Annotated in this window: 15 protein-coding genes and 1 pseudogene; 5 read left to right on the top strand and 11 right to left on the bottom strand. The window is 52.2% G+C overall.

Features of this window, described 5'->3' with window-relative positions:
* Positions 1-160: 160 nt before the first annotated feature.
* From BMY11_RS29425 to BMY11_RS21685, 5 genes and pseudogenes are all read right to left on the bottom strand, one after another.
* Positions 161-610, bottom strand: a complete 450-nt coding sequence (locus tag BMY11_RS29425) for an antibiotic biosynthesis monooxygenase (RefSeq protein ID WP_256217697.1) — start codon at positions 608-610, stop codon at positions 161-163.
* Between the two features lie 30 nt (positions 611-640).
* Positions 641-1027, bottom strand: a pseudogene (locus BMY11_RS29420) (ankyrin repeat domain-containing protein); the annotation flags it as partial.
* A 33-nt stretch (positions 1028-1060) separates the two neighbouring features.
* A complete protein-coding gene (locus BMY11_RS21695) occupies positions 1061-1906 on the bottom strand; it encodes an ABC transporter ATP-binding protein (protein ID WP_090581222.1) in 846 nt (281 codons plus the stop codon).
* On the bottom strand, positions 1903-2934 hold the full coding sequence (locus BMY11_RS21690; RefSeq protein WP_090581220.1) for a FecCD family ABC transporter permease: 1032 nt from the start codon (positions 2932-2934) through the stop codon (positions 1903-1905). The genes BMY11_RS21695 and BMY11_RS21690 overlap by 4 nt, the downstream gene beginning before the upstream one ends.
* Before the next feature lie 3 nt (positions 2935-2937).
* A complete protein-coding gene (locus tag BMY11_RS21685; protein WP_090581218.1) occupies positions 2938-4212 on the bottom strand; it encodes an ABC transporter substrate-binding protein in 1275 nt (424 codons plus the stop codon).
* A 428-nt stretch (positions 4213-4640) separates the two neighbouring features.
* On the opposite strand from BMY11_RS21685, the gene BMY11_RS21680 reads away from it, so the two are divergent.
* The 3 genes from BMY11_RS21680 to BMY11_RS29415 all read left to right on the top strand — a co-directional run bounded on the left by BMY11_RS21680 (position 4641) and on the right by BMY11_RS29415 (position 8168).
* Positions 4641-6212, top strand: coding sequence for a methyl-accepting chemotaxis protein (locus BMY11_RS21680; RefSeq protein WP_090581215.1), 1572 nt, complete (start codon positions 4641-4643; stop codon positions 6210-6212).
* Positions 6213-6309: 97 nt separating this feature from the next.
* Complete coding sequence (locus tag BMY11_RS21675; protein ID WP_090581212.1) at positions 6310-7881, top strand: methyl-accepting chemotaxis protein; 1572 nt, start codon at positions 6310-6312, stop codon at positions 7879-7881.
* Positions 7882-8033: 152 nt separating this feature from the next.
* On the top strand, positions 8034-8168 hold the full coding sequence (locus tag BMY11_RS29415) for a hypothetical protein (RefSeq protein ID WP_256217699.1): 135 nt from the start codon (positions 8034-8036) through the stop codon (positions 8166-8168).
* Between the two features lie 92 nt (positions 8169-8260).
* Here the strand turns inward: BMY11_RS29415 and icmF are convergent, their stop codons facing one another.
* Entirely contained in the window at positions 8261-11548 is a 3288-nt protein-coding gene (gene icmF / locus BMY11_RS21670) for a fused isobutyryl-CoA mutase/GTPase IcmF (RefSeq protein ID WP_090581209.1), read from the bottom strand.
* Positions 11549-11671: 123 nt separating this feature from the next.
* Positions 11672-13276, bottom strand: a complete 1605-nt coding sequence (locus BMY11_RS21665; RefSeq protein ID WP_090581207.1) for a PAS domain-containing sensor histidine kinase — start codon at positions 13274-13276, stop codon at positions 11672-11674.
* 196 nt (positions 13277-13472) lie between these two features.
* Here BMY11_RS21665 and BMY11_RS21660 point away from each other — a divergent pair, with 196 nt between their 5' ends.
* Positions 13473-13853: a YhfM domain-containing protein gene (locus tag BMY11_RS21660; RefSeq protein ID WP_090581204.1), complete on the top strand. Its 381-nt coding sequence runs from the start codon at positions 13473-13475 to the stop codon at positions 13851-13853.
* 213 nt (positions 13854-14066) lie between these two features.
* Here the strand turns inward: BMY11_RS21660 and BMY11_RS21655 are convergent, their stop codons facing one another.
* Positions 14067-15053: a phosphotransferase enzyme family protein gene (locus BMY11_RS21655; protein WP_090581201.1), complete on the bottom strand. Its 987-nt coding sequence runs from the start codon at positions 15051-15053 to the stop codon at positions 14067-14069.
* A gap of 282 nt (positions 15054-15335) precedes the next feature.
* Between BMY11_RS21655 and BMY11_RS21650 the strand changes: the two genes are divergently transcribed.
* On the top strand, positions 15336-16133 hold the full coding sequence (locus BMY11_RS21650) for a class I SAM-dependent methyltransferase (protein WP_090581198.1): 798 nt from the start codon (positions 15336-15338) through the stop codon (positions 16131-16133).
* On the opposite strand, the gene BMY11_RS28980 is transcribed toward BMY11_RS21650, so the two are convergent.
* From BMY11_RS28980 to BMY11_RS21640, 3 genes are all read right to left on the bottom strand, one after another.
* Entirely contained in the window at positions 16064-16465 is a 402-nt protein-coding gene (locus tag BMY11_RS28980; protein ID WP_177182762.1) for a hypothetical protein, read from the bottom strand. The genes BMY11_RS21650 and BMY11_RS28980 overlap by 70 nt on opposite strands.
* Positions 16466-16827: 362 nt before the next feature.
* Positions 16828-18696 carry a DUF5107 domain-containing protein gene (locus BMY11_RS21645; RefSeq protein WP_090581195.1) on the bottom strand — a complete coding sequence of 623 codons (1869 nt, stop codon included), beginning with the start codon at positions 18694-18696 and terminating at the stop codon, positions 16828-16830.
* Positions 18690-20465 (bottom strand): DUF4091 domain-containing protein, encoded by a 1776-nt coding sequence (locus BMY11_RS21640; RefSeq protein ID WP_090581192.1) that lies wholly within the window; start codon positions 20463-20465, stop codon positions 18690-18692. The genes BMY11_RS21645 and BMY11_RS21640 overlap by 7 nt, the downstream gene beginning before the upstream one ends.
* Position 20466: the final 1 nt, after the last annotated feature.

Here is a 20466-nt window from a genome sequence, read left to right as displayed (position 1 = left end):
GGAGTTCGTTAGGTAGCAACAGTGGCTCAAAATGGCCGAATAGCGTTACCTGAGTTCGTTAGAACCTTCTATCGCGCAGACAAACAGCCGTCCGAGAATCTCGGACGGCTGTTTGTCTGTTGGCTGTTTGGCTGTTTGGCTGTTCGGCTGCTTGGCTAGCTTATACCGTTTCAGCAGCCGCTTTCGGCAGGTGGGAAACGACAACCTTGTAGATCGTCACTTTGTTGCCGACGATTGGACCGCTTGCCGGAGCTTCTCCAGCTGCTGCCGACGATTGACCGCCGCCATGAGCGCCACTTCCATGTCCTTGCCCTTGGCCATGTGCCGAGCCGTGCGCTGGCTGCGCATCCGATTTCGCCGCAGCCTCAGAAGCCCGCTTCGCATGCGCATGTCTAAACGAATCGCTGTTTGCCCATGCTTGGAAATCTGCTTCGCTCTCCCAAGTGGTACAAACGCGGATTTCCTCTGTCTCCTCGGATACTGCAGCGTGAAGAACATCCATACGGACGAAGCCTTTGAACGTATGTACACTTTTAGGAGTACGGAAACGCTCTAATACAGCGTCCGCCATGCCTGCACGAACTTCGATGCGATTCTCAACGACGATCATATGGCCACTTCCTTCCTCATCTTTATAAAGCAGCGATTTCAAATACGCCGCGACTTCCTTCGATTGCTCGCCGCCGATTAAAGCGTGCTGATAGAGCGTAATGCCATGCGGCCCAAGCGCATGCAACTGCTGCGGATATTGTGTAAGTGTCGATTTCACGAGCTCCAGCTCGCCGAGCATCGCCGCAGCGAACAGGTCAATACGCGCTCCTTTGGAGAGCAAAAATTGTGCAATATCCCGCCGTCCGACATGGGATGCCGCGCCAATCGCCGTCTCCCAATCGTCGCCGCCCCAATTCATCGAAGCGTGCAGCAGACCCGGTTCCTGCGCCAGCAGTGTCTGCACCTTCGCAAGATCCGCATGCGCGGAGCCTACAAACTCACGTACGAGCTCATTGCTTAAAGCTGACTTTGCCATATTCTCTCGCTCCCTTTCGTTTCATGCACAATACTAGATTGCCGCGGCCGCGGCTGCGGCTGTAGGTTTCTGCTTATCTTGAACGATCCCGCACGGCAAATACACCGGCACGCCGTCATCAAGGTAGACTTTGGCTTCAATACCGAACACCTCGCGGAAGAAATCGACGCGGAATACATCCGTCGGCGTGCCTTCCCGCACAATAGCACCCTGCTTCATCGCAATAATGCGATCACAATAACGCGCAGCTTGGTTTAGATCATGCAAAACCATCACAACCGTTATGCCTTGCTCCCGGTTCAGCTCACGGATCAGCTCCATCAGCTCAAGCTGATGGGCAATATCCAGATAAGTCGTCGGCTCATCAAGCAACAGAATACGCGGCGTCTGCGCCATACACATCGCAAGCCAAGCGCGCTGGCGTTCGCCGCCAGATAGCTCCAGAAGTGAACGGTTGTGCAGGTCGCTCATGCTAGTTACATTCAGCGCCCAATCCACCACTTCCTCGTGCTTGCCTCTGCATTCCTCGTACCATTTCAGATGTGGATTCCGCCCCCTGCGAACGAGCTCGCGCACCGTAATATCGAGCGAGCCCTCCTGGGATTGCGTCAGCATGGTCATCTGGCGTGCGACAGCCTTCGTATCCATGCCAGCCATGTCTTTGCCTTCCATTGTCACCGTGCCGCCTTGTGGCGAGACGAGTCTTGCCAGCATACGCAGCACAGTAGACTTGCCGGAGCCGTTCGGACCGACAATACCGAGCCACTCACCAGGCGACACCTGCATGTTTAAGCCATTTACGATTGGACTCAATGAATGGTAACCGTATTTCAGCCCCGCCGCAGCTAAAGCTGAAGTTGAAGATGGCGTCTTGCTCATCGTCTAGCCCCCCTTCGTAACAAGTAGAGAAAGAACGGTGCGCCTAGCAGTGCGAGCAAAATACCTACAGGGAACTCAATGGGATCGAACCAACTGCGTGCAGCCGTGTCCGCCGCTACGATGAGCGCCCCGCCGCCAATCGCGGAGATCGGCAGGAAGATGCGGTAGTCATTGCCAACAATAAGCCTTACAATATGCGGCACAACGAGGCCGACAAAGCCGACCATGCCTACGATACTGATTGCCGCTCCCGCCAAGAAGGTCGAGAGCAGAATGATCAGCAGTCTGCCTTTTTCTACGCGGCTGCCTAGCAGCTTAGCCGCATCGTCGCCAAGCACGAGCAGATTTGCTGTCTTAATGAGGAAGAGCGACGCAATAAGGCCGACGATGGTATATGGCAGCAATGTATTGAAGTGCGGCCAGCTTCTGCCGTTCAAGCTGCCAGACATCCATGGCAGAACCGACTGCACCTTCTCGCTGTTCAAGATCATCAGCGCGGTCATCGCCGCGCCGAGTAAGGAATTCACCGCGACCCCGGCCAGAATGAGCCGAATCGGCGATGCCCCGCCTTTCCAAGCGAGCGAGTAGACAATCGAAGCTGCCGCCAATGCTCCTAAGAACGCGGAGATCGGCAAGTAAGCAATATGCTCAGGGAACAGAATCATAATGACTACAGCGGCGAGCCCGCCTCCAGACGAGACGCCGATAATGCCCGGATCAGCAAGTGGATTGCGGAACACGCCTTGAAGGAACGCGCCGGAGATTGCCAGGCAAATGCCTGCCAGCATACCGGTTAGTACACGCGGAAGACGCAAATTCCACACAATTTGTCTTGCTTCCGTATCTGAAGAATGAAGCAGAGACGTCCATACGTCTCGTGCGGGAATCGCAATCGCTCCTGACATCAGACCGTATAACCCCGCTAACACAAGCAGTGCCGCACTAATGAGCAGCACGGCACTGTTGCGGGTGAGGCGGGCAATGCCCGCCTCCTTCACGCTTTGTTTCGTAGCAATTGTTGTAGCCATTGATTATTTCACCTGTAGCAGCAGTTTGTTGATCGTTTCAATCGCTTGTGGAGCACGGATGCCTGGGTTCGCCGCGAACAAGTCGCTCGGCAGCACTTCGAAACGATCGTTCTTCACAGCCGAGAGGCTCTTCCAAGCCGGATTCGTCTCGAACTGTTTCTTGAAGCTTGCTTTTACTTCTGCAGCATCACCGTGTGTAATCATAAGGATAAGATCCGGATTCGCTGCAATGATACGCTCAAGGCTAAGGTCAGCATACTGTGGCATCATATCCATCTTAGGGAAGTTCGCTGCAACGTTCTTACCACCCGCAAGCTCCAGGAAGTTGCCTGGGTAGCTTGTAGGAAGAGCAACGACGAAGCTGCCTGGCGCGCCATACACGATCAGCGTCTTCGGTGCCGTTGCCGGTTTTTTCAGGGATGCAATGTCCGACTTCATACCTTTAATGATTTGCTCTGCTTTCGTTTCTTGGCTCAGCACTTTGCCATACAGACGAATCGAAGCTTGAATTTCTGTAAACGTGTTATGTGAGTTAAACAACACTTGCGCGCCAAGCTTCTCAATTGTAGCTTGCTGCGACTTCAGTGATGGGCTGGCAATGACCAGATCAGGCTTCACGGAAGCCAGTGTCTCGAAGTTAATGCCATGCGTGCTGCCGACTTCTGGAACGGAAGAAGCTGCAGCCGGAATTACCGGTCCGATTGCTGTCGAACGACCGACAACTTTACCGCCAAGCGCATAAATAATTTCCGTATCTGACGAGGACAGCGTAACAATGCGGCTCGGTTTCTTTTTCAATGTAAAGGAGCCTGTGCTTGTCGATACAGTCAATGTGCTGCTGATCGCAACTGTGCTCGCGGCAGAGTTGAAGTTAACCCATTTGCCGAATGCTTCAGATACAAGGCGAAGCGGCACAAACGTTTTGCCATCTGAGATATAAGGAGCGGAATCCAGATATGTATATTGGCCATTAATATAGGCCGAATGAGAGCCGACAGTCAGCTTAACAGTCGTAGAATCTTTGGTAGCTGTGACCGTTTTGCTGCTTGCATCCCAAGAGGCTTTACCGCCGAGCGCGCTAACGATGCCGCTGTATGGAATGAGCGTTCTGCCTTTCGAAATTTGCGGTCCACTGCCGAGCGACAGCGTCTTTCCGTCTAGCGTTACTTTAATAGCAGATCCTGCAGCATGCGCAGACTTATCGACGCCCGCCACCGTTACTGGAGCGAGCAGCACAGCCGCCGCTAATAAACTACGTGTTAAAACCTTGTGAAACACAAAATCATCCCCCCGGATTAATTAATAATGAGAATCAATCTCAATCAATACTCACAGTTTATTCGATAATGATTCTCATTGTCAATGATAACATTTTAAAAGGCTGCCTTAATACTCGCTCTTCCTTAAGAGTAACCAGCCAGTTCTGACCTGTAATTTCTTCATATATAACTATGTAACCGAAAACCGCACTCATATTGTTAAAAATCGTTGTTATTCGACATAAACCGAGTTATCCTCAAGAGGAATTTGTCTATATTTGTCGAATTGATTTCCTAGCACTTTCCTAGCAATTTGATCCTGAAGCTGCTCTTTCGGGCTATGATCATACACAAATCAAATAGTTTTTACCCATTTTTTTTAACACTTTACCTCTACTATTAGTACCATGGACTGACAAATCGACGTATACGGGAGGAAGAACATTAGTGAAACTATCCATTCGCACAAAGCTAATGTCCAGCTTTATCGCCATTCTGGTGCTCTTGGTAGGGATCGGAACACTAGCCATCGTTGAAATGGCGTCCTTGCAGAAATCCAGCTACATCGTGCAAACGAACTGGCTGCCGAGCATTAACAAGATTGGCGTCATCAAGGACTACTTTAGTGAAGCTCGTGTAAACGTTAACAAAATCAATTTGGAAAGCAACCCTGCCGAAATCGATAAACTCGCGGGTACAATTAATGACAGTATGGCCGCGGTAAATAAAGAGATGCAGGATTATGAGTCTTTCATCATATCTCCCGAAGAAAACGCTATCTATCAGAAGTTGACTCAAGACTTGCAAGCATATAGCGAGCACTTGCCTGTCATCATTCAAGCACGCAAGGATAATCAACCAGAGAAGGGCTACCAGCTCGTTAATGAACTGACGCCTGTACGCAAGCTTGTCTCCGAAGACTTCAGCAAATGGATTGAGTTCAACAATATCGGCTCTAAAGATGAGGTTGATAAAGCCGCTCATACGAATGCCGTCGGTAAAACACTTATCATTACTTTTGGCCTTATTGCAGTCGTCGTCGGCCTCATTCTGGCAACGTGGATGTCCGAAACGATGGTCAGAGCAATCCGCTCCATTCTGGACGTCGCAATCAATGCAGCGAAAGGTGATTTAAGGGATCAAGCCAAGGCGCGCAGTAAGGACGAGCTTGGCACACTTGCAACTGCATTCAATGAAATGATGGAGAATTTACGCAACCTCATTGGTCTAACCGTGAATTCCTCTCAGAACGTATCCGCAGCATCTCAAGAGATCTCCGCAACGACAGAGGAAATCGCCAAAGGTAGCACTGAGCAAGCGGAGTCCGCACAAGTCATCAGCGAGCTTGTCCGTGAAATGTCGGTAGCCGTTAATGATGTCGCAACGAAAGCAAGCCTTGTGGCAGAGCTGTCCGAGAAGACGAAGCGCGGCGCAGAAAGCGGTAGCGAGACGATTCAAGCATCCGTTCAAAGTATGGAGAACCTCTCTACCCAGATGAAGCTGCTTGAGAAAGATTCACAGAAGATCGGTCAAATTATCGAAGTCATCGATGAAATTTCCGAACAAACGAACTTGCTTGCTCTGAATGCAGCGATTGAGGCAGCACGTGCAGGCGATCAAGGACGCGGCTTCGCCGTCGTCGCTGATGAAGTACGCAAGCTTGCGGAACGAAGCAGTGAAGCGACACAGCAAATTGCCGGCATTATCAAGGGCATGCAGCATAACACGGACCAAAGCTTGAGAGCGATGGAGCATGCTACAGTACAAACGTCGAAGACAGGCCAAACATTCCAGAGCATCGTGCGCATGGTGAGCGATACAGCAGATCAGGTTACTGAAATCGCGGCTGCCAGCGAAGAGCAAGCAGCTCAAACTGTAGAAGTGATGCGCGCCGTTGAGACGATTGCAGCGGCAAGCGAAGAATCGGCAGCTGCAGCCGAAGAGACGGCAAGTTCCTCCCAAACCCTTGCACATCTATCCGAAGAACTCAATCATCATATCAACTACTTCAGAGTCTAACATCATGTCAAGCAGTCGGCTGCTTTCCTATGCGGCCGACTGTTAATTTTATACAGTTGCTTATCAACTACTAATCGAACTCATCAGGAGGCTAATTATGAAACTCTCTATCCGGACAAAACTAATGTCCAGCTTTATCGCTATACTGGTGCTACTGTCAGGTATTGGCATCCTCTCCATCGTCGAGATGGCATCTTTGCAGAAATCCAGTTCCATCGTACAAGGCAACTGGCTGCCGAGCATTAATAAGATCGGCGTAATCAAGGACAACTTCGTAGAAGCGCGTACCAATGCCAACAAGATTAATTTGGAGAGCAATCCAACTGAAATCGACAATATTGCCAAATCGATTACAGATACTATGGCGTCCGCGCAGCAAGATATGCAAAGCTATGAGTCCTATATTATTTCTCCGGAGGAAGAAACGATCTTCAAGTCGCTGGAAGAACATTTGCAAGCTTATTCCGATAAGCTGCCTGCTATTATTGAGGCCCGCAAAGACAATCAACCGGAGAAAGGCTACGAGCTTCTGAATGAACTGTCGCCAATCCGCAAGCAAGTCATGGAGGATTTTGCAAACTGGATCGAATTCAACAATGACGGCGCCAAAGCCGAGGTCGAAAAAGCAGCCCATACGAACGCAGTCGGCAAAACGCTCATTATCGTATTCGGCATCATCGCTGTATTGATCGGCATCAGCCTCGCTTACTGGATTTCTGAATCTATGGTCAGAGGAATTCGCTCCATTCTTGAAGTCGCAACAAAGGCTGCAAAAGGCGACCTGCGCGAGAAAGCAACTACGAAAAGCAAGGATGAGCTTGGCACGCTGGCGACAGCATTTAACGATATGATGGACAATCTGCGTCAGCTGATCAGTCAGACTTTACATTCTTCCCAGAGCGTATCTGGAGCTTCGCAGGAAATATCAGCAACGACGGAGGAAATTGCCAAGGGCAGCACCGAACAGGCAGAATCAGCGCAAATCATCAGCGAGCTTGTCCGTGAAATGTCAATCGCCGTTAACGATGTAGCAACGAAAGCAAGCATGGTATCCGACCTGTCAGACAAAACCAAACGCGGTGCACTCAGCGGCAGCGAGACGATCCATGCGTCCGTTCAAAGTATGGAGAACCTCTCTTCCCAGATGAAGCTGCTTGAGACCGACTCACAAAAGATAGGCCAAATTATTGAGGTTATCGACGATATATCTGAACAGACGAACCTGCTTGCTCTGAACGCTGCAATTGAGGCAGCTAGAGCTGGTGAGCAAGGACGCGGCTTCGCGGTCGTTGCCGATGAAGTGCGTAAGCTTGCGGAACGCAGCAGTGAAGCGACGCAGCAAATTGCCGGCATTATTAAAGGAATGCAGCATAATACAGATCAAAGCCTGCGGGCGATGGAGCTTGCGACCACGCAAACGTCCAAAACCGGACAAACCTTCGACAACATCGTTCGGATGGTAAGCGACACAGCAGATCAAGTGACGGAGATCGCAGCTGCGAGTGAAGAGCAATCTTCTCAGACGGAAGAAGTAATGCGCGCAGTCGAGACAATTGCTGCGGCAAGCGAAGAATCAGCGGCGGCAGCGGAAGAAACCGCCAGCTCCTCGCAAACGCTCGCTCATCTCTCCGAAGAGCTCAACCGGAACATTAATTTCTTTAAAGTCTAGCTTGATCCGATCAAGGCCGGCTGCAAATATGCAGTCGGCTTTTTATATTCCGTCTGTGGCAGGTCAACATATCAGTCCCGCGATTGATTCGACCCTACTCTCGCTCGCTTATAGTCAGAGAAGTCAAGACAGATTGGAGAGGAATTTCAGTGATGATGATGGATAAAAAACGGAGTAACAAGAAGCTCGTGCTCGCGGGACTCATGATCGGGCTCATCTTCTCAGAGCTCGACGAGACGGTCGTATCTACCGCCATGCCGACCATTATCCGAGAGCAGCGGCTGTAGCGGAGTAGGAGCTGGCAGCTATGCAAAGTACCCCCTCCCGTTAAGGAGGGGGTTTTCGTAACTTACTCGCTCCGCATCTCGTCCCGTCGCGATCAAATATTACGTCGGTACTGCCCGCCTACCTCATACAGCGCATTCGTAATCTGCCCAAGGCTAGCGACTTTCACCGTCTCCATCAGCTCCGCGAACAGATTGCCGCCACTTACCGCCGTTTGCTGCAGCCGCTTCAATGCCTCTGGCGTCTGATGTTTATGCTGCTCCTGGAACTTATGCAAATTCGCAATCTGCTGCTCCTTCTCTTCCACACTCGCTCTCGTCAGCTCCAGCTGCATCGTTTCTTCCTGCGGCGGATTCGGATTCAGAAACGTATTGACGCCGATGATCGGCAGCTCGCCGCTATGCTTCATCATCTCGTAGACCATCGATTCATCCTGAATGCGCCCCCGCTGGTATTGAGATTCCATCGCACCAAGTACGCCGCCTCGCACATGAAGCCGCTCGAACTCCAGCAACACCGCTTCCTCCACCAAATCAGTCAGCTGCTCAATAAGGAAGGAGCCTTGCAGCAAATTCTCGCACCGCATCAGCCCAAGCTCCTTATTAATGATGAGCTGAATCGCCATTGCTCGGCGGACAGCGTCCTCAGACGGCGTCGTTACCGCTTCGTCGTACGAATTCGTATGGAGCGAATTGCAATTGTCCATAATCGCCATCAGCGCTTGCATCGACGTGCGGATATCGTTGAAATCCACCTCCTGCGCGTGCAGCGACCGGCCTGATGTTTGGATATGATACTTCAGCTTCTGGCCGCGCTCGTCAGCGCCGTATTTGTCCCGCAGCACGACCGCCCAGATACGCCGCGCCACACGTCCGATGACCGCATACTCAGGGTCCAGCCCATTGCTGAAGAAGAACGACAGGTTCGGCGCAATTTCATTAATCGGCATCCCTCTACTCAAATAATATTCCACATAAGTAAATCCATTGGCGAGGGTAAAAGCTAGCTGCGTAATCGGATTTGCTCCCGCCTCTGCAATATGGTAGCCAGAAATCGAGACGGAGTAATAATTGCGGATATTGTGATCGATAAAATAGTGCTGAATATCCCCCATCATCTGCAGCGCGAACGCCATCGAGAAGAGACACGTGTTCTGTCCCTGATCCTCCTTCAGCATATCTGCTTGCACGGTACCACGAACGCTATGAAGTGTCGTCTGACGAATTTGACCAAGCTCCTCTTCGGTGAGCGTCCTGCCAAGCTTCGCGGCAGCTGCATCAATCTGCTGCTCAATCGCCGTATTCAGAAACATCGCTAGGATGATCGGCGCCGGGCCGTTAATCGTCATCGACACCGAAGTAGACGGATGGCACAGATCGAAGCCAGCATAGAGCCTTCGCATATCATCAAGCGTGCAGACGCTAACGCCACTTTCGCCGATTTTGCCATAAATGTCGGGCCTGTAAGCCGGGTCCTCGCCATACAGCGTCACGGAATCGAATGCCGTGCTAAGCCGTTTCGCCGTGTCGTCCTTGGACAAGTAATGGAACCTGCGGTTCGTCCGCTCAGGTGTTCCTTCGCCGGCAAACTGCCGCTTCGGGTCCTCCTCCTTGCGCTTGAACGGGAACACGCCAGCTGTGTAAGGGAACTGGCCGGGCACATTCTCCTTGTACATCCAGCTAATCCGATCCCCATCGTCACGGAAAGCAGGCAACGCGATCCGCGGGATATCAATCCCCGAGAGGCATCGCGAATACAGCTCTGTGACAATCGGCTTACCGCGAACATGAGTCGTATAAGTCGCAGCGATGTAAGATTGCGCCACGGAAGCCCAATCCTTCTGCAGCTTCCGCGTATACGCGCTAAGCTTGCTGGCATACAAAGCGTAGAGCTGCTCGAGTGCCGGCAACGCCGTATCTTCGCCAAGCTGGCGCGCCGCCTCTATCGCGCCTTCAAGGCGATAGCAGGATGAGGCTGCATCCGCCTGCTCATTCGCCATCTGCCGATACTGCCGTACCGTAGCGGCAATTTCGCTCAAATACCCGCTCCGATCATCGGGGATGATCGAGCGCTTCTGCGAAGGCGCCTGCCCGGCTTGAATCAATGCCGGCTGCGGGGCTGTCCAGCCTAAACCGCATTTCTCATTCAGCCTCGCAATGAGTGCAGCGAAGAATCGGTTCATGCCGACGTCATTGAACTGGCTCGCGTTCGTGCCATATACCGGCATATCATGCCAATCGCGATCGAACTGCCCGCTGCTGCGCTGCACCTGCTTCTTCACATCGCGCAGCGCATCCTCGGAGCCGCGCCGATCGAATTTATTGATAACGAAGAGATCGCCATAGTCGATCATCTCGATCTTCTCCAGCTGGCTTGGCGCTCCATATTCACTCGTCATGACATAGACGGAGAAATCAGCAACGGCGGTAATCCCATTATCCGCCTGCCCGATGCCGCTCGTCTCGACGATGATGAGCTCATAGCCCGCGACCTTCGCCGCGGCAATTGCATCCGCAAGCGCGCTCGAGAGCTCCGAGCGCGAGCCGCGTGTCGCGAACGACCGCATGAAGACGCGGTCCGCATACACCGCGTTCATTCGAATCCGGTCGCCGAGCAGCGCGCCGCCGGTCTTCTGCTTCGTTGGATCTACCGACAGAACGGCGATGCTGCGCACCGGGTAATGCTGCAAGCAGCGGTGGACGAGCTCGTCGGTGAGAGAGCTTTTGCCAGCTCCGCCTGTACCCGTGATGCCGAGCACCGGCGCCACCCCTGTCGAAGCCGCCAGCTTGCCGACTTCAGCGAACAACGCATCGAGCCGCGCCTTCTCCTCGTTCGTCGTCCGAGACTCCACCTTCAGCTCAGCAAGCGTCATAAACTTCGCCGTCGTGACGTTATTTCTCGCTGCGAGTGATTCCGGCTTGTGCTCGAAATCCGCTACCGTGCTGTAATCGCACGCTTGCAGCATCACATTGATCATTCCTTGCAGACCAAGCCTCCGCCCATCCTCTGGCGAAAAAATCCGCGAGACACCATACTCGCGCAGCTCCTCCATCTCGGATGGAATGATAACGCCTCCACCTCCGCCGAAGATGCGGATATGTCCTGCCCCCAATTCACGAAGCAGATCCACCATATATTTGAAGAATGCGACATGACCGCCTTGATACGAAGATACCGCGATTCCTTGTACATCCTCTTGAATGGCTGTTCGGACAATTTGCTGCACAGATCGGTTATGGCCCAGATGGATGACCTCGGCGCCGCTAGCTTGCAATATCCGTCTCATTATCGTAATGGAAGCATCATGACCGTCAAATAAAGCGGAAGCAGTGACAAAACGAATGTGATGAACAGGCACGTACCGACTGATCTCATCGCTCATACTGATCGCCTCCGAAGCTATCCTAGTATGTTATCTGTATGCTTTTTCCGTGTGCGACATGTTGCCAGGCAAGCAAATAAGGCCCCCGGCATATGATGTCCGGGAGCCTGTTTTATCGTACCATTATGCGGCCGCACTATTGTTAAGCGGTAGAATAAGTTCAACCGTTGTGCCTAGGCCCACCCGGCTCTCAATCCGAAGGCAACCCTCGTGGGCTTCCATAATCTGATGGCAGACCATTAAGCCAAGCCCGGTTCCTTTCTCCTTCGTCGTGTAGAAGGGCTCGCCAACCGATGTCAATCGTTCCTCGGCAATACCGCAGCCGTTATCTTTAATTCTGATCGCAACCTGCTGCTCGCGCGCTTCCATCTGAATGATAATTTCGCCGCCGGTTGCCATCGCTTCTATCGCATTTTTGAGCACATTGATGAATACCTGCTTGAGCTGGTTCTGCTGACAATAGAGGAGTGGAATATTCGACGCAAGCTCGGCGTGAATCTGCACATCCCGCAGCGTAGCTTCCGTTTCGAGGATCGAGATGACGTCATCCATCATTTTGCGAATATCATTCATTTCAAAAACAACCGCTTGCGGCTTGGCAATGACCAGAAACTCGCTGACAATATCATTGATCCTGTCGAGCTCTGACAACATGATCTGGTAGTATGCCTGATTGATCTTCGTGCTGTACAGCTGAACGAAGCCTCTCAAAGACGTCAGAGGATTGCGAATTTCATGCGCTACTCCTGCAGCCAGCTGTCCAACGACGGACAGCTTCTCGGATTTCAGCAACAGCTCTGCCGTCCGCTTCAGCTTCGTAATGTCTTTGACAATGCCGTATACGCCTACGAATTGGCCGCCCACAATAATTGGCACCATCTTCAAGTTCACGTCGACATTCGTCCCATCCTTGTGCTGAATCATAATTTCGATGCTGTTGGACTCCCCTTGCAGCGATTGGTTAAATATTTCTTTTGCCCGAGCTTTGTCCTCTTCAAAGATGATAAGGCAAAACGATTTATGAAGCAGCTCATCTTGATGGTAGCCGGTAATCCTCACAATTGCCGGATTCGCACTCAACATGCGGGCGTCCAGATCAAGCGAGAAGATCGCATCCGGATTATGAACCACTAGCGACTTAACCGCCTGTTCATTCTCCTCCAGCATCCGCTCAGCGCGCTTGCGTTCCGTAATATCCCGGCAGAGCAGCTGCATCGCCGGCTTGCCTAGGTACATAATCGGTACAGAAGTAACCTCCACATCAATTGCTTGACCATCTATGCGCTGAAAAACTTGCTCTGTAGACATGCCCGGTTGTGAAGCGCTAAGCAGCAAGTAGTCATATGACACTAGTTGAACAATCGGTCTTCCTATGAGCTGCTGCGGTTCCGCCGCTCCGAATACTTTGGCCCCCGCTGGATTAATAAACACAATAGCGCCTCCGCAATAAACCGCAATCGGTTCGGGAGAATGCTCGACAAGGATGCGATATCGCTCCTCGCTCTCGGTAAGATCCTTCTTCGCTCGTTTAACCCAGAAGTATAAAATAAACGAGGTTATGAATACGTAGAAAATCCCTTTGGTTGAATGAATCCGAATCACATCTGAGATATGAAATATCTCCATAATCTGATCAGACAGCAATATCCAAATGCTACCGATTATGACATAAGAGAGCGCAATTCTGAGCGCTGTATTTGATTGATGCCTTTTGGGCCTATTACGCATAGTGTCCGATCTTCCTCAGCTTTAAATAATTAGTCGTGCATCCGTTTTCCTGTCAAGTATACCATTTATCGGGTGCGAGAAGCTTATAGTTCTTTTTACCAGTGAGGGTGTGCTGCACAACGGATGCGGAGTGGAATTATGGGGCAGGTGAAACAATAATGCCGTGCATGGCGTCTGAAGTTGTGGGGTGAAGGTTATGAGAAGAACGATCGTATTTTGCAGTGCCGCCATCTTAATACTCTCCACATTAATTGGCTGCGCAGATGAGAAAATCAAACAAATGACAATCTATAAAATGGTGAGCTTTCAAGAAACGAAGCAGGATTCATTGAAAGTAATTACGGATACAACTGAGATATCCATTATCGAAACGGCTTTTAAGGGTGCAAGCAAGAACCCTGGTATTGCCGACATGGCAGACCCCGAGTATAAGGTTGAATTGGGCAATGACACGTATTTTCTATGGATACGAGAAGACGCTGGAACCATCGAGAAGATAAATGAAACAAGCACCACTTACTCCTTATCCATGAAATCGGCTAAAGAGGTTTACCGACTGATAATGAGTTACTATTGAACGGACGGACGTGATAGTACAACGAGTAGATGGTTCATGTTTATAAATCCTGAAAGTGGTAATACTACATAAATAATTATCGATTGAATGAAACTGATATTCATAACGAAACGATGTAAGTCGGACCGCCTGAAGGTGCTGACAAAGAATATACATGAAATCATCGATAAATAAACCGCCAAGAAATCTTGGCGGTTTTTCTTATGCTTATCGTTAACGCTCAAACCCTTCCCGCATCTGACTGCACCAAGTCAGCACCTTCTGATGAAGTCCAATCAGCCATTCCGGAGCATTCGCCGGTTCGAGTCCTTCGATGCATCTCAAGAGTCGTGCGAAGGAGTAGAGCTTGGCAAAACATCTGAATCTTGGCAGCTCGCTCATTAGGAGCTCATCCAACGGTCTAAGTACCTGGTAACCTTGCAGGAACAGCGTTCGGGCATGGACAGCTTCCGCTTCGTCTAGATCATCCAGATCAGCAAGTGCAGCTGCAATGTCCATCGCGTACCAGTGATACATCGCATCATCGAAATCGATGACACTATATGCCTCGCGCTCCCCCATATCAAACACATTATCAAGCTGAAAATCATAATGGATAAGTCCCGTATGCCCCTCTTCGCTCGGCAGTGTCAGAAGCCATTGTTCAACGCGGTTGAGCTCGGCGACGGCTGCCTCCTCGTTCGGGTGACGCTCCAGCACACCCGAGATAAAGCGGAGTATATCCTCCCAGCTGCGTCTTACTTTTGTCCCGAGTGGTGGCTGGTAGTCTTCCGCGAGCAGATGCAGCTGTGCCAGAGATTGGCCCCATCGCCCCAGTTGATCTTCTGTCACTCCACTCACTTGTACACGGACCCCCGCAGCTTGTTCAAAAACAACGCCATAATAGCGTCCCTGCTCCGACTCAATCGTTTCAACGAAACGTCCGTTCAGTGACAAGACAGGCGCAGCCGCAGCATATCCCTTCGCTATTAAGTACTCGATATAGTGAAGCTCGGCCTCGATATTCGCAATCGTATTATCCGCCTCGTGAATGAAACGAAGCCAGAATGATCTACCGCCGTCAGCTTCAAAACGATATACAAAATTGCTGCTCGCCCTCCAGAACTGGAGCGAATTCGCGTCGTGGTTCCAATTCATAACGAGTTGTTTCGCTGGCGCGTCATCGACTGTCGCACGCCACATGTTCATAAGTAACATCATTGCCGCCTATTGGCCTCCCAGTGCCTAATGAGAGGTGGCGCTTGGCGCTATCGTTCAAGCTTACGCTTCTTCGCGACCTCTCACCGGCTTATTGAAATGTTCGTTCGTATGCAAACATCATCACTCCTTTTGTAAGAGATAGTTGTTAAAAGGTTCTCTAGCCCCAGTGCTTAGCGGCTAGTTTGATTGTAGCTCCTGCAGGTATAAACTTCCATATATTTCTTCCGCTTCGCGTCAGCTTGTGGCATAGTTGACTCATACCGAACAAGGGGGGTTTTACGAGTGGAAGCTTCACAGCACACAATAAAAAACAGTTGGAACGAATGGGCTGAAACCTGGTACTTGCGCTATCGGACAGACGAGGCCATCTCCAAAATCATCAGCAATCCAGCATCGGCCTTCCATCCCGCAACCTACTCGCTTATTCGGGAAGCCTTTCCTAGCCTACAGGGCAAAAGAGTCTGTGTTCCCTCGAGCGGTGACAATCACGCGGTGTATGCTTTTCATCTGCTCGGCGCTCAGGTCACCTCCTGTGACATTTCGGAAAAGCAGATCGCGAATAGCGCAGCTATCGCCCGCAAGCATGGGTGGGAAATTGAGTTTTTCGTGAACGATACGATGCAGCTTGGCAGTGTGGCAGATGACACCTATGACCTGGTATACACCTCTAATGGGGTTCATGTATGGATTCATGATTTGAACGCTATGTACAGGAACATTCATCGAATCTTGAGGGCTGATGGATGCTCGGTCATGTTCGATGTTCATCCGTTCATGCGCCCATTCTCTGGTGAGGCAGGTGCGCTTGCGGTCGTGAACCCTTACGACAATACCGGACCATTCGGGGACGTTCCAACGTACAAATGGCGGGTACAGGATTTTGTGAATGCAATGGCATCGTCCGGCTTTCGTCTAGCGAAAATGGAAGAGATGTACGCAGAAGACGGCTCGTTCTGGGTAGACGATTCGGACGACAATGCGAAGCAGCCGTCGCAAGCCGAGTTAGATAGTTACTGCGACTGGAAGTCGCACCCGATAGCGGCGCTACCACAGTGGCTGTCGATGCGCATCGTGAAATAACACAAAAAAGCGTGCATTTCAAAGGTGAAATGCACGCTTTTTTGTGTTGTAGCGTTGCTTATAGCCCGCTGGCCGATTTGTTCATCGCAAGCAGCAGCAATATCGCTCAGATCGCCTATGCCGACGGAGCCATAATCGGTAAATAGCTTCGAATACGCCGTGTCCGTAGTTTTGATCTTTACGGCACCTAAGCCTCCGAGTAAACCGGCTAGAAGCGCAATTACGATAAACGTAAGCAGAAGCTTATCGAAGGAGACGGGTTGGATAACTATTGCGACTGGAGATCGGATCGGCTTGCGGATTGGTGACGCTATTATAAGTAAAGCGTACATTTCGAGGTGAAATGCACCCAGATAGCGTTGCTGAGAGGCGTTAGAATTTGGAACATGGGCGATATACGCGCAATTAAGCGCTATACGACTCATTTAGGCTGCTTGAGCATAGCAGCCCACGCTGAGAGATCAAAGCTACTTTAGCTGACGAGAGATCCATTTTGGCACTCTCAGCAGCTATTTCGCACATTTCTAGCTGCGAGAGATCGTATTGGTACTCTCAGCATCGTAGAGCCTATCTTTCCAGCTACTTTAGCTGACGAGAGATCCATTTTGGCACTCTCAGCAGCTATTTCGCACATTTCCTAGCTGCGAGAGATCGTATTTGGTACTCTCAGCATCTTCGCCACCAAGCTGCAGAGCTACTCCTGCTTCTGCTCCGACACGCGATACGCGCCATAGACGGCAAGGTCATCCTCGCCGAGGCGTGCGAGCACTTCTTCGCTCGCTCCGCCGGCCAACTCGCCAGTCACTGCGGCAACTCGCTGCCATAGCTGCGAGCGGTCGTACCGTTGATGCACCTTGCCGAAGGCATGGCGATCAAGGATCGTTTTCGCTTCAGCGACGCCGCCGCGGTCCAGCAGGAAGCTCGCTCTCCGCTCCACCAGCGCGTCATCCTGAAGCGAATCGACTTGCGCGAACCAGTGCTCGCGCTCCTCAAGCGCTCCCGCTCCGAATTGCGCGAGCGTCACATCCCGTTCGAAGAAAAGCTGCGGATGCAGGCTCCACGCCGCCGAGCGAATACTCGCGTATGCAGCGCGCGAGCCTGCGTAATCCCGCCTGCACACGCGCAGCAGTCGACCGAGCAGCGCATATCCGCAGTCCAGCTCGACCGCCGCAAGCGCAGCAATGGCCTCGTCGAGCAAGCCTCGCCCCGCCAGCCAGACGGCGTAGTAATACCGCCACAGCTGCTCGCGCTCTCCGCCAGCAGCGGAAGCGATTGCACCGCCACTGCCAGCGTCTGCGTCTGCTCCAGTGCCTGCTCCTGCTCCTGCTCCTTCTCCTGCTCCTGCGCCATCGCACGCTCCAGCGCATCCCGTTTCCGCGGCCCAGAGCAGCGCTTCGCCTAGCTGCTCCATGAAAGGCGGCGGCCAGACGCAATCCTCGGCCGCCGGCGGAGCCGCAAGCGCGCTAGCATCGCGGCTAGCGTATGCCGCCGCAAGCACGAGCCAAGGCGCCGTTCCGCTGCGCGGTACCAAATCGAAGAGAGGAACCTCTTCGATTGGTATCAGCTGCGGCGCCGGCAGCTCAAACTCCCGGATCTCCAGCGGCTCCGCGCTCGGGATCCAGAACTCCGTATGCATATGCCGCGCACCCGGCTGCAGCATATTATTGTCCGCTTGCTCCAGCAGCGGACCTGCTTGAATTTCCACATAGCTCTCCCGGCGGATCGCCGTCGAGTGCGCCCAATCCTCGTGCTTGCCGAGGCCGTATAGCCACAGCTTTATGCCTGGCGTCTCCGCCGGATCGGCAATATGGTACAGTCCGCTGCTGAGGCTTGGCGTGTACATGCCGAACGCATTGCAATCGGTTGACTTCCAAAAGAAGCCCTGCATCCGGTCGAAGTCCGAAAGCGTATACCCACGCTCACGAGACCACTCGATCTCTTCAAGAATATCCGCATGCCGCAGCACACGACCAGCAGGAAAATGAAACTGCGAGTCTGCTCGCGCGGGAAGTGCCGCATTGGACCAAGACATCCAAGAATGCGCCTCCGAGGTCTTGTTCACGAACGTCGCCCGCTGCGTCAAATAACGGTCGTGCTCGCCAAGTGAATACTCGACCGTCCAATGCATGCCATAGCGCACTTCGCGCTCGCCGCACCAGATATAGAGACGATCACCGATTTGCCGCGCCTCCGCATGAACAACCTCTACCTGCACAGGTGTATGTGCGATCGGGAAGCTCACCTCAATGCCGCCGCTGATGAACGCCATACGCGGAAGGATCCGCACTGGCCGCACTGCGCCTGCGTCGAACAGAATCTCCTTGCTGCTCGCTTTCAGGAAGATAGAATGGATTTTGCCGCCTAGATCGGGACAGACCGTCACTTTCATCCAGTCATTCTCGATTGCCATCATCCGAAACTTGCGCAGCACTGGGCGCTCCGCCGTCTCGCAGAAGCTCTCATACGGATAAATGCCCTCACCATCGCAGACGGTTGGCACAGGACCGCACGGTACCACCGGATGATACAGCAGCGTCTCCTGCCATTCTGTCAGCTTCAGCATGGCAGACCACGCCCCTGCACGTTATCCCTCTCCCGCTCTTGCTCTTGCTCTTGCTCTTGCCCTTGCCCTTGCCCTTGCCCTTGCCCTTGCCCCCACTCAGCAACGCACTCCGCAATCCGGCGGTTCACCCGCTCGCGCGTCGCAAGCATCCACGCACTACCCCGCTCATACTGGCGGAACGTAATCGGCTCGCTCAATCCCGCTTCCAGAAGCGCAATCACTTCCTGCTTGCTCGTCAAGCTTTCGAGGAGACGAAGCGCCCGAACATCCTGCAGTGCTTCACGCAGCACCACAAGACGGATTGAATCAATCGGACCGTCCTCGCCTGGATAGACAAGGAATGCATCCCCCGACGGGAACCCCATGTCGGCATCCGTCACCTGATACGGATTAATCTCCCGCCGCGAACGCTGCGAATACCAGTGATTATAGCCCCAATGCAAGAAGCCTTGGATATCATATTTGTACAACTGAACGCCGATGATCCGATTGCGAGCCGACGGCATGTTGAAGAACCGATTCGATTCGTTATGCTTGTACTCGCAGCAGCAGTAATACGCCCACAAATTGTCAGCTTTGTTCTCGATATACGTATGGATGTGCTCTGTAGAAACGACCGGATGCGTCAGCAGGCCACGCTTGTAGAAATCATACTCAGATAGCGCATCGATAATCGGAAATTCATCATTCAGTAACGAACGAACGGTGTTGCTCGCGCTTGTATATGAATCTAGGCACCATGTACCCGGCTCATCCGACAGATGGAAATAGCAGCTCCGCTCAAGGCCATGCTCCTTAATAAACTGGACCAGCTGCGGAATAAACTGCGTCAAGAAGCTCTGATACGCTTCGCCTTCAGCATCTGTCTCCCATCCAAATACCTGCTCCGTGCCCGTCCCATCCACCTCAGCGAAAATCTTCGGCGCATGCTTCGCCCCCCACTGTGTGAACAAATGCGAGAACTCAAAATGCTTCACGCCATTCCGTAAGCACATCTCGACAAAGCGCTCCAGCAGTGAGAAGTCGAACGAATACGTGCCGCCTGAGCACTTCACGCCAACAAGCTGCACCGTCGGACGGTATTTGCCATAATCAAGCTCAAGCGGCGGAGAGAACAACGGCGTCAGAATCATGTTCATGCCGGACTCCACGTAATGCGCCACATACTTCTCAATGATCTCAAAGTGGGCTTCGGAGAACGTCTCCACCTTATACCAGCTAGCAAGGCAGTCGAGGTAGAACCACTCGGTATGCACCAGCTGCTGCTCAGGTAGCTCAGCGCCGATAACCTCCAGCTGGAATAGACCAGAGCCCAGAACTTCCTCGCTCTCATCAGCAAAAAAAATCTCCACAGGATAGACACCCGCCGGCGTTTCACTAGCAATCTGAACCGTCACCCATACCGACCGCCACTGATTCGGCAGCGCATGGACGACACCGCTTCCGGCCTCGACCGGATAAAGCGGATCTGGATACAAGCCCGGCGTCGTACGAAGCAGATAGTCGTCCGGATCATTATAGTTCGGCAGCTCAGAAGGAGCGAGACCGACACTTTTCACTATAACCTTCGAATCTGCTAGCCCCGACTTCACGCTCACACGAATATTTTTCATATATGATGCAGTTCGGTATGCCACCTGGAACGAATAAAACTCGCCTCTCAGCGCAGATCCGCTCTCATACGTCGCCTCTTGCAGCTCCTCATCAGCGAACACCTTCACAAGTGAATGGAGGCATCTCGTCTCGAATTTCACCTTTTGTTCCGACATT

The sequence above is a fragment of the Paenibacillus sp. OV219 genome (assembly GCF_900110075.1).
In the GTDB taxonomy this organism is placed as follows: domain Bacteria; phylum Bacillota; class Bacilli; order Paenibacillales; family Paenibacillaceae; genus Paenibacillus_Z.
Note: the sequence above shows the minus strand (reverse complement) of the source record. Positions and strands in the feature narration are given on the sequence as shown.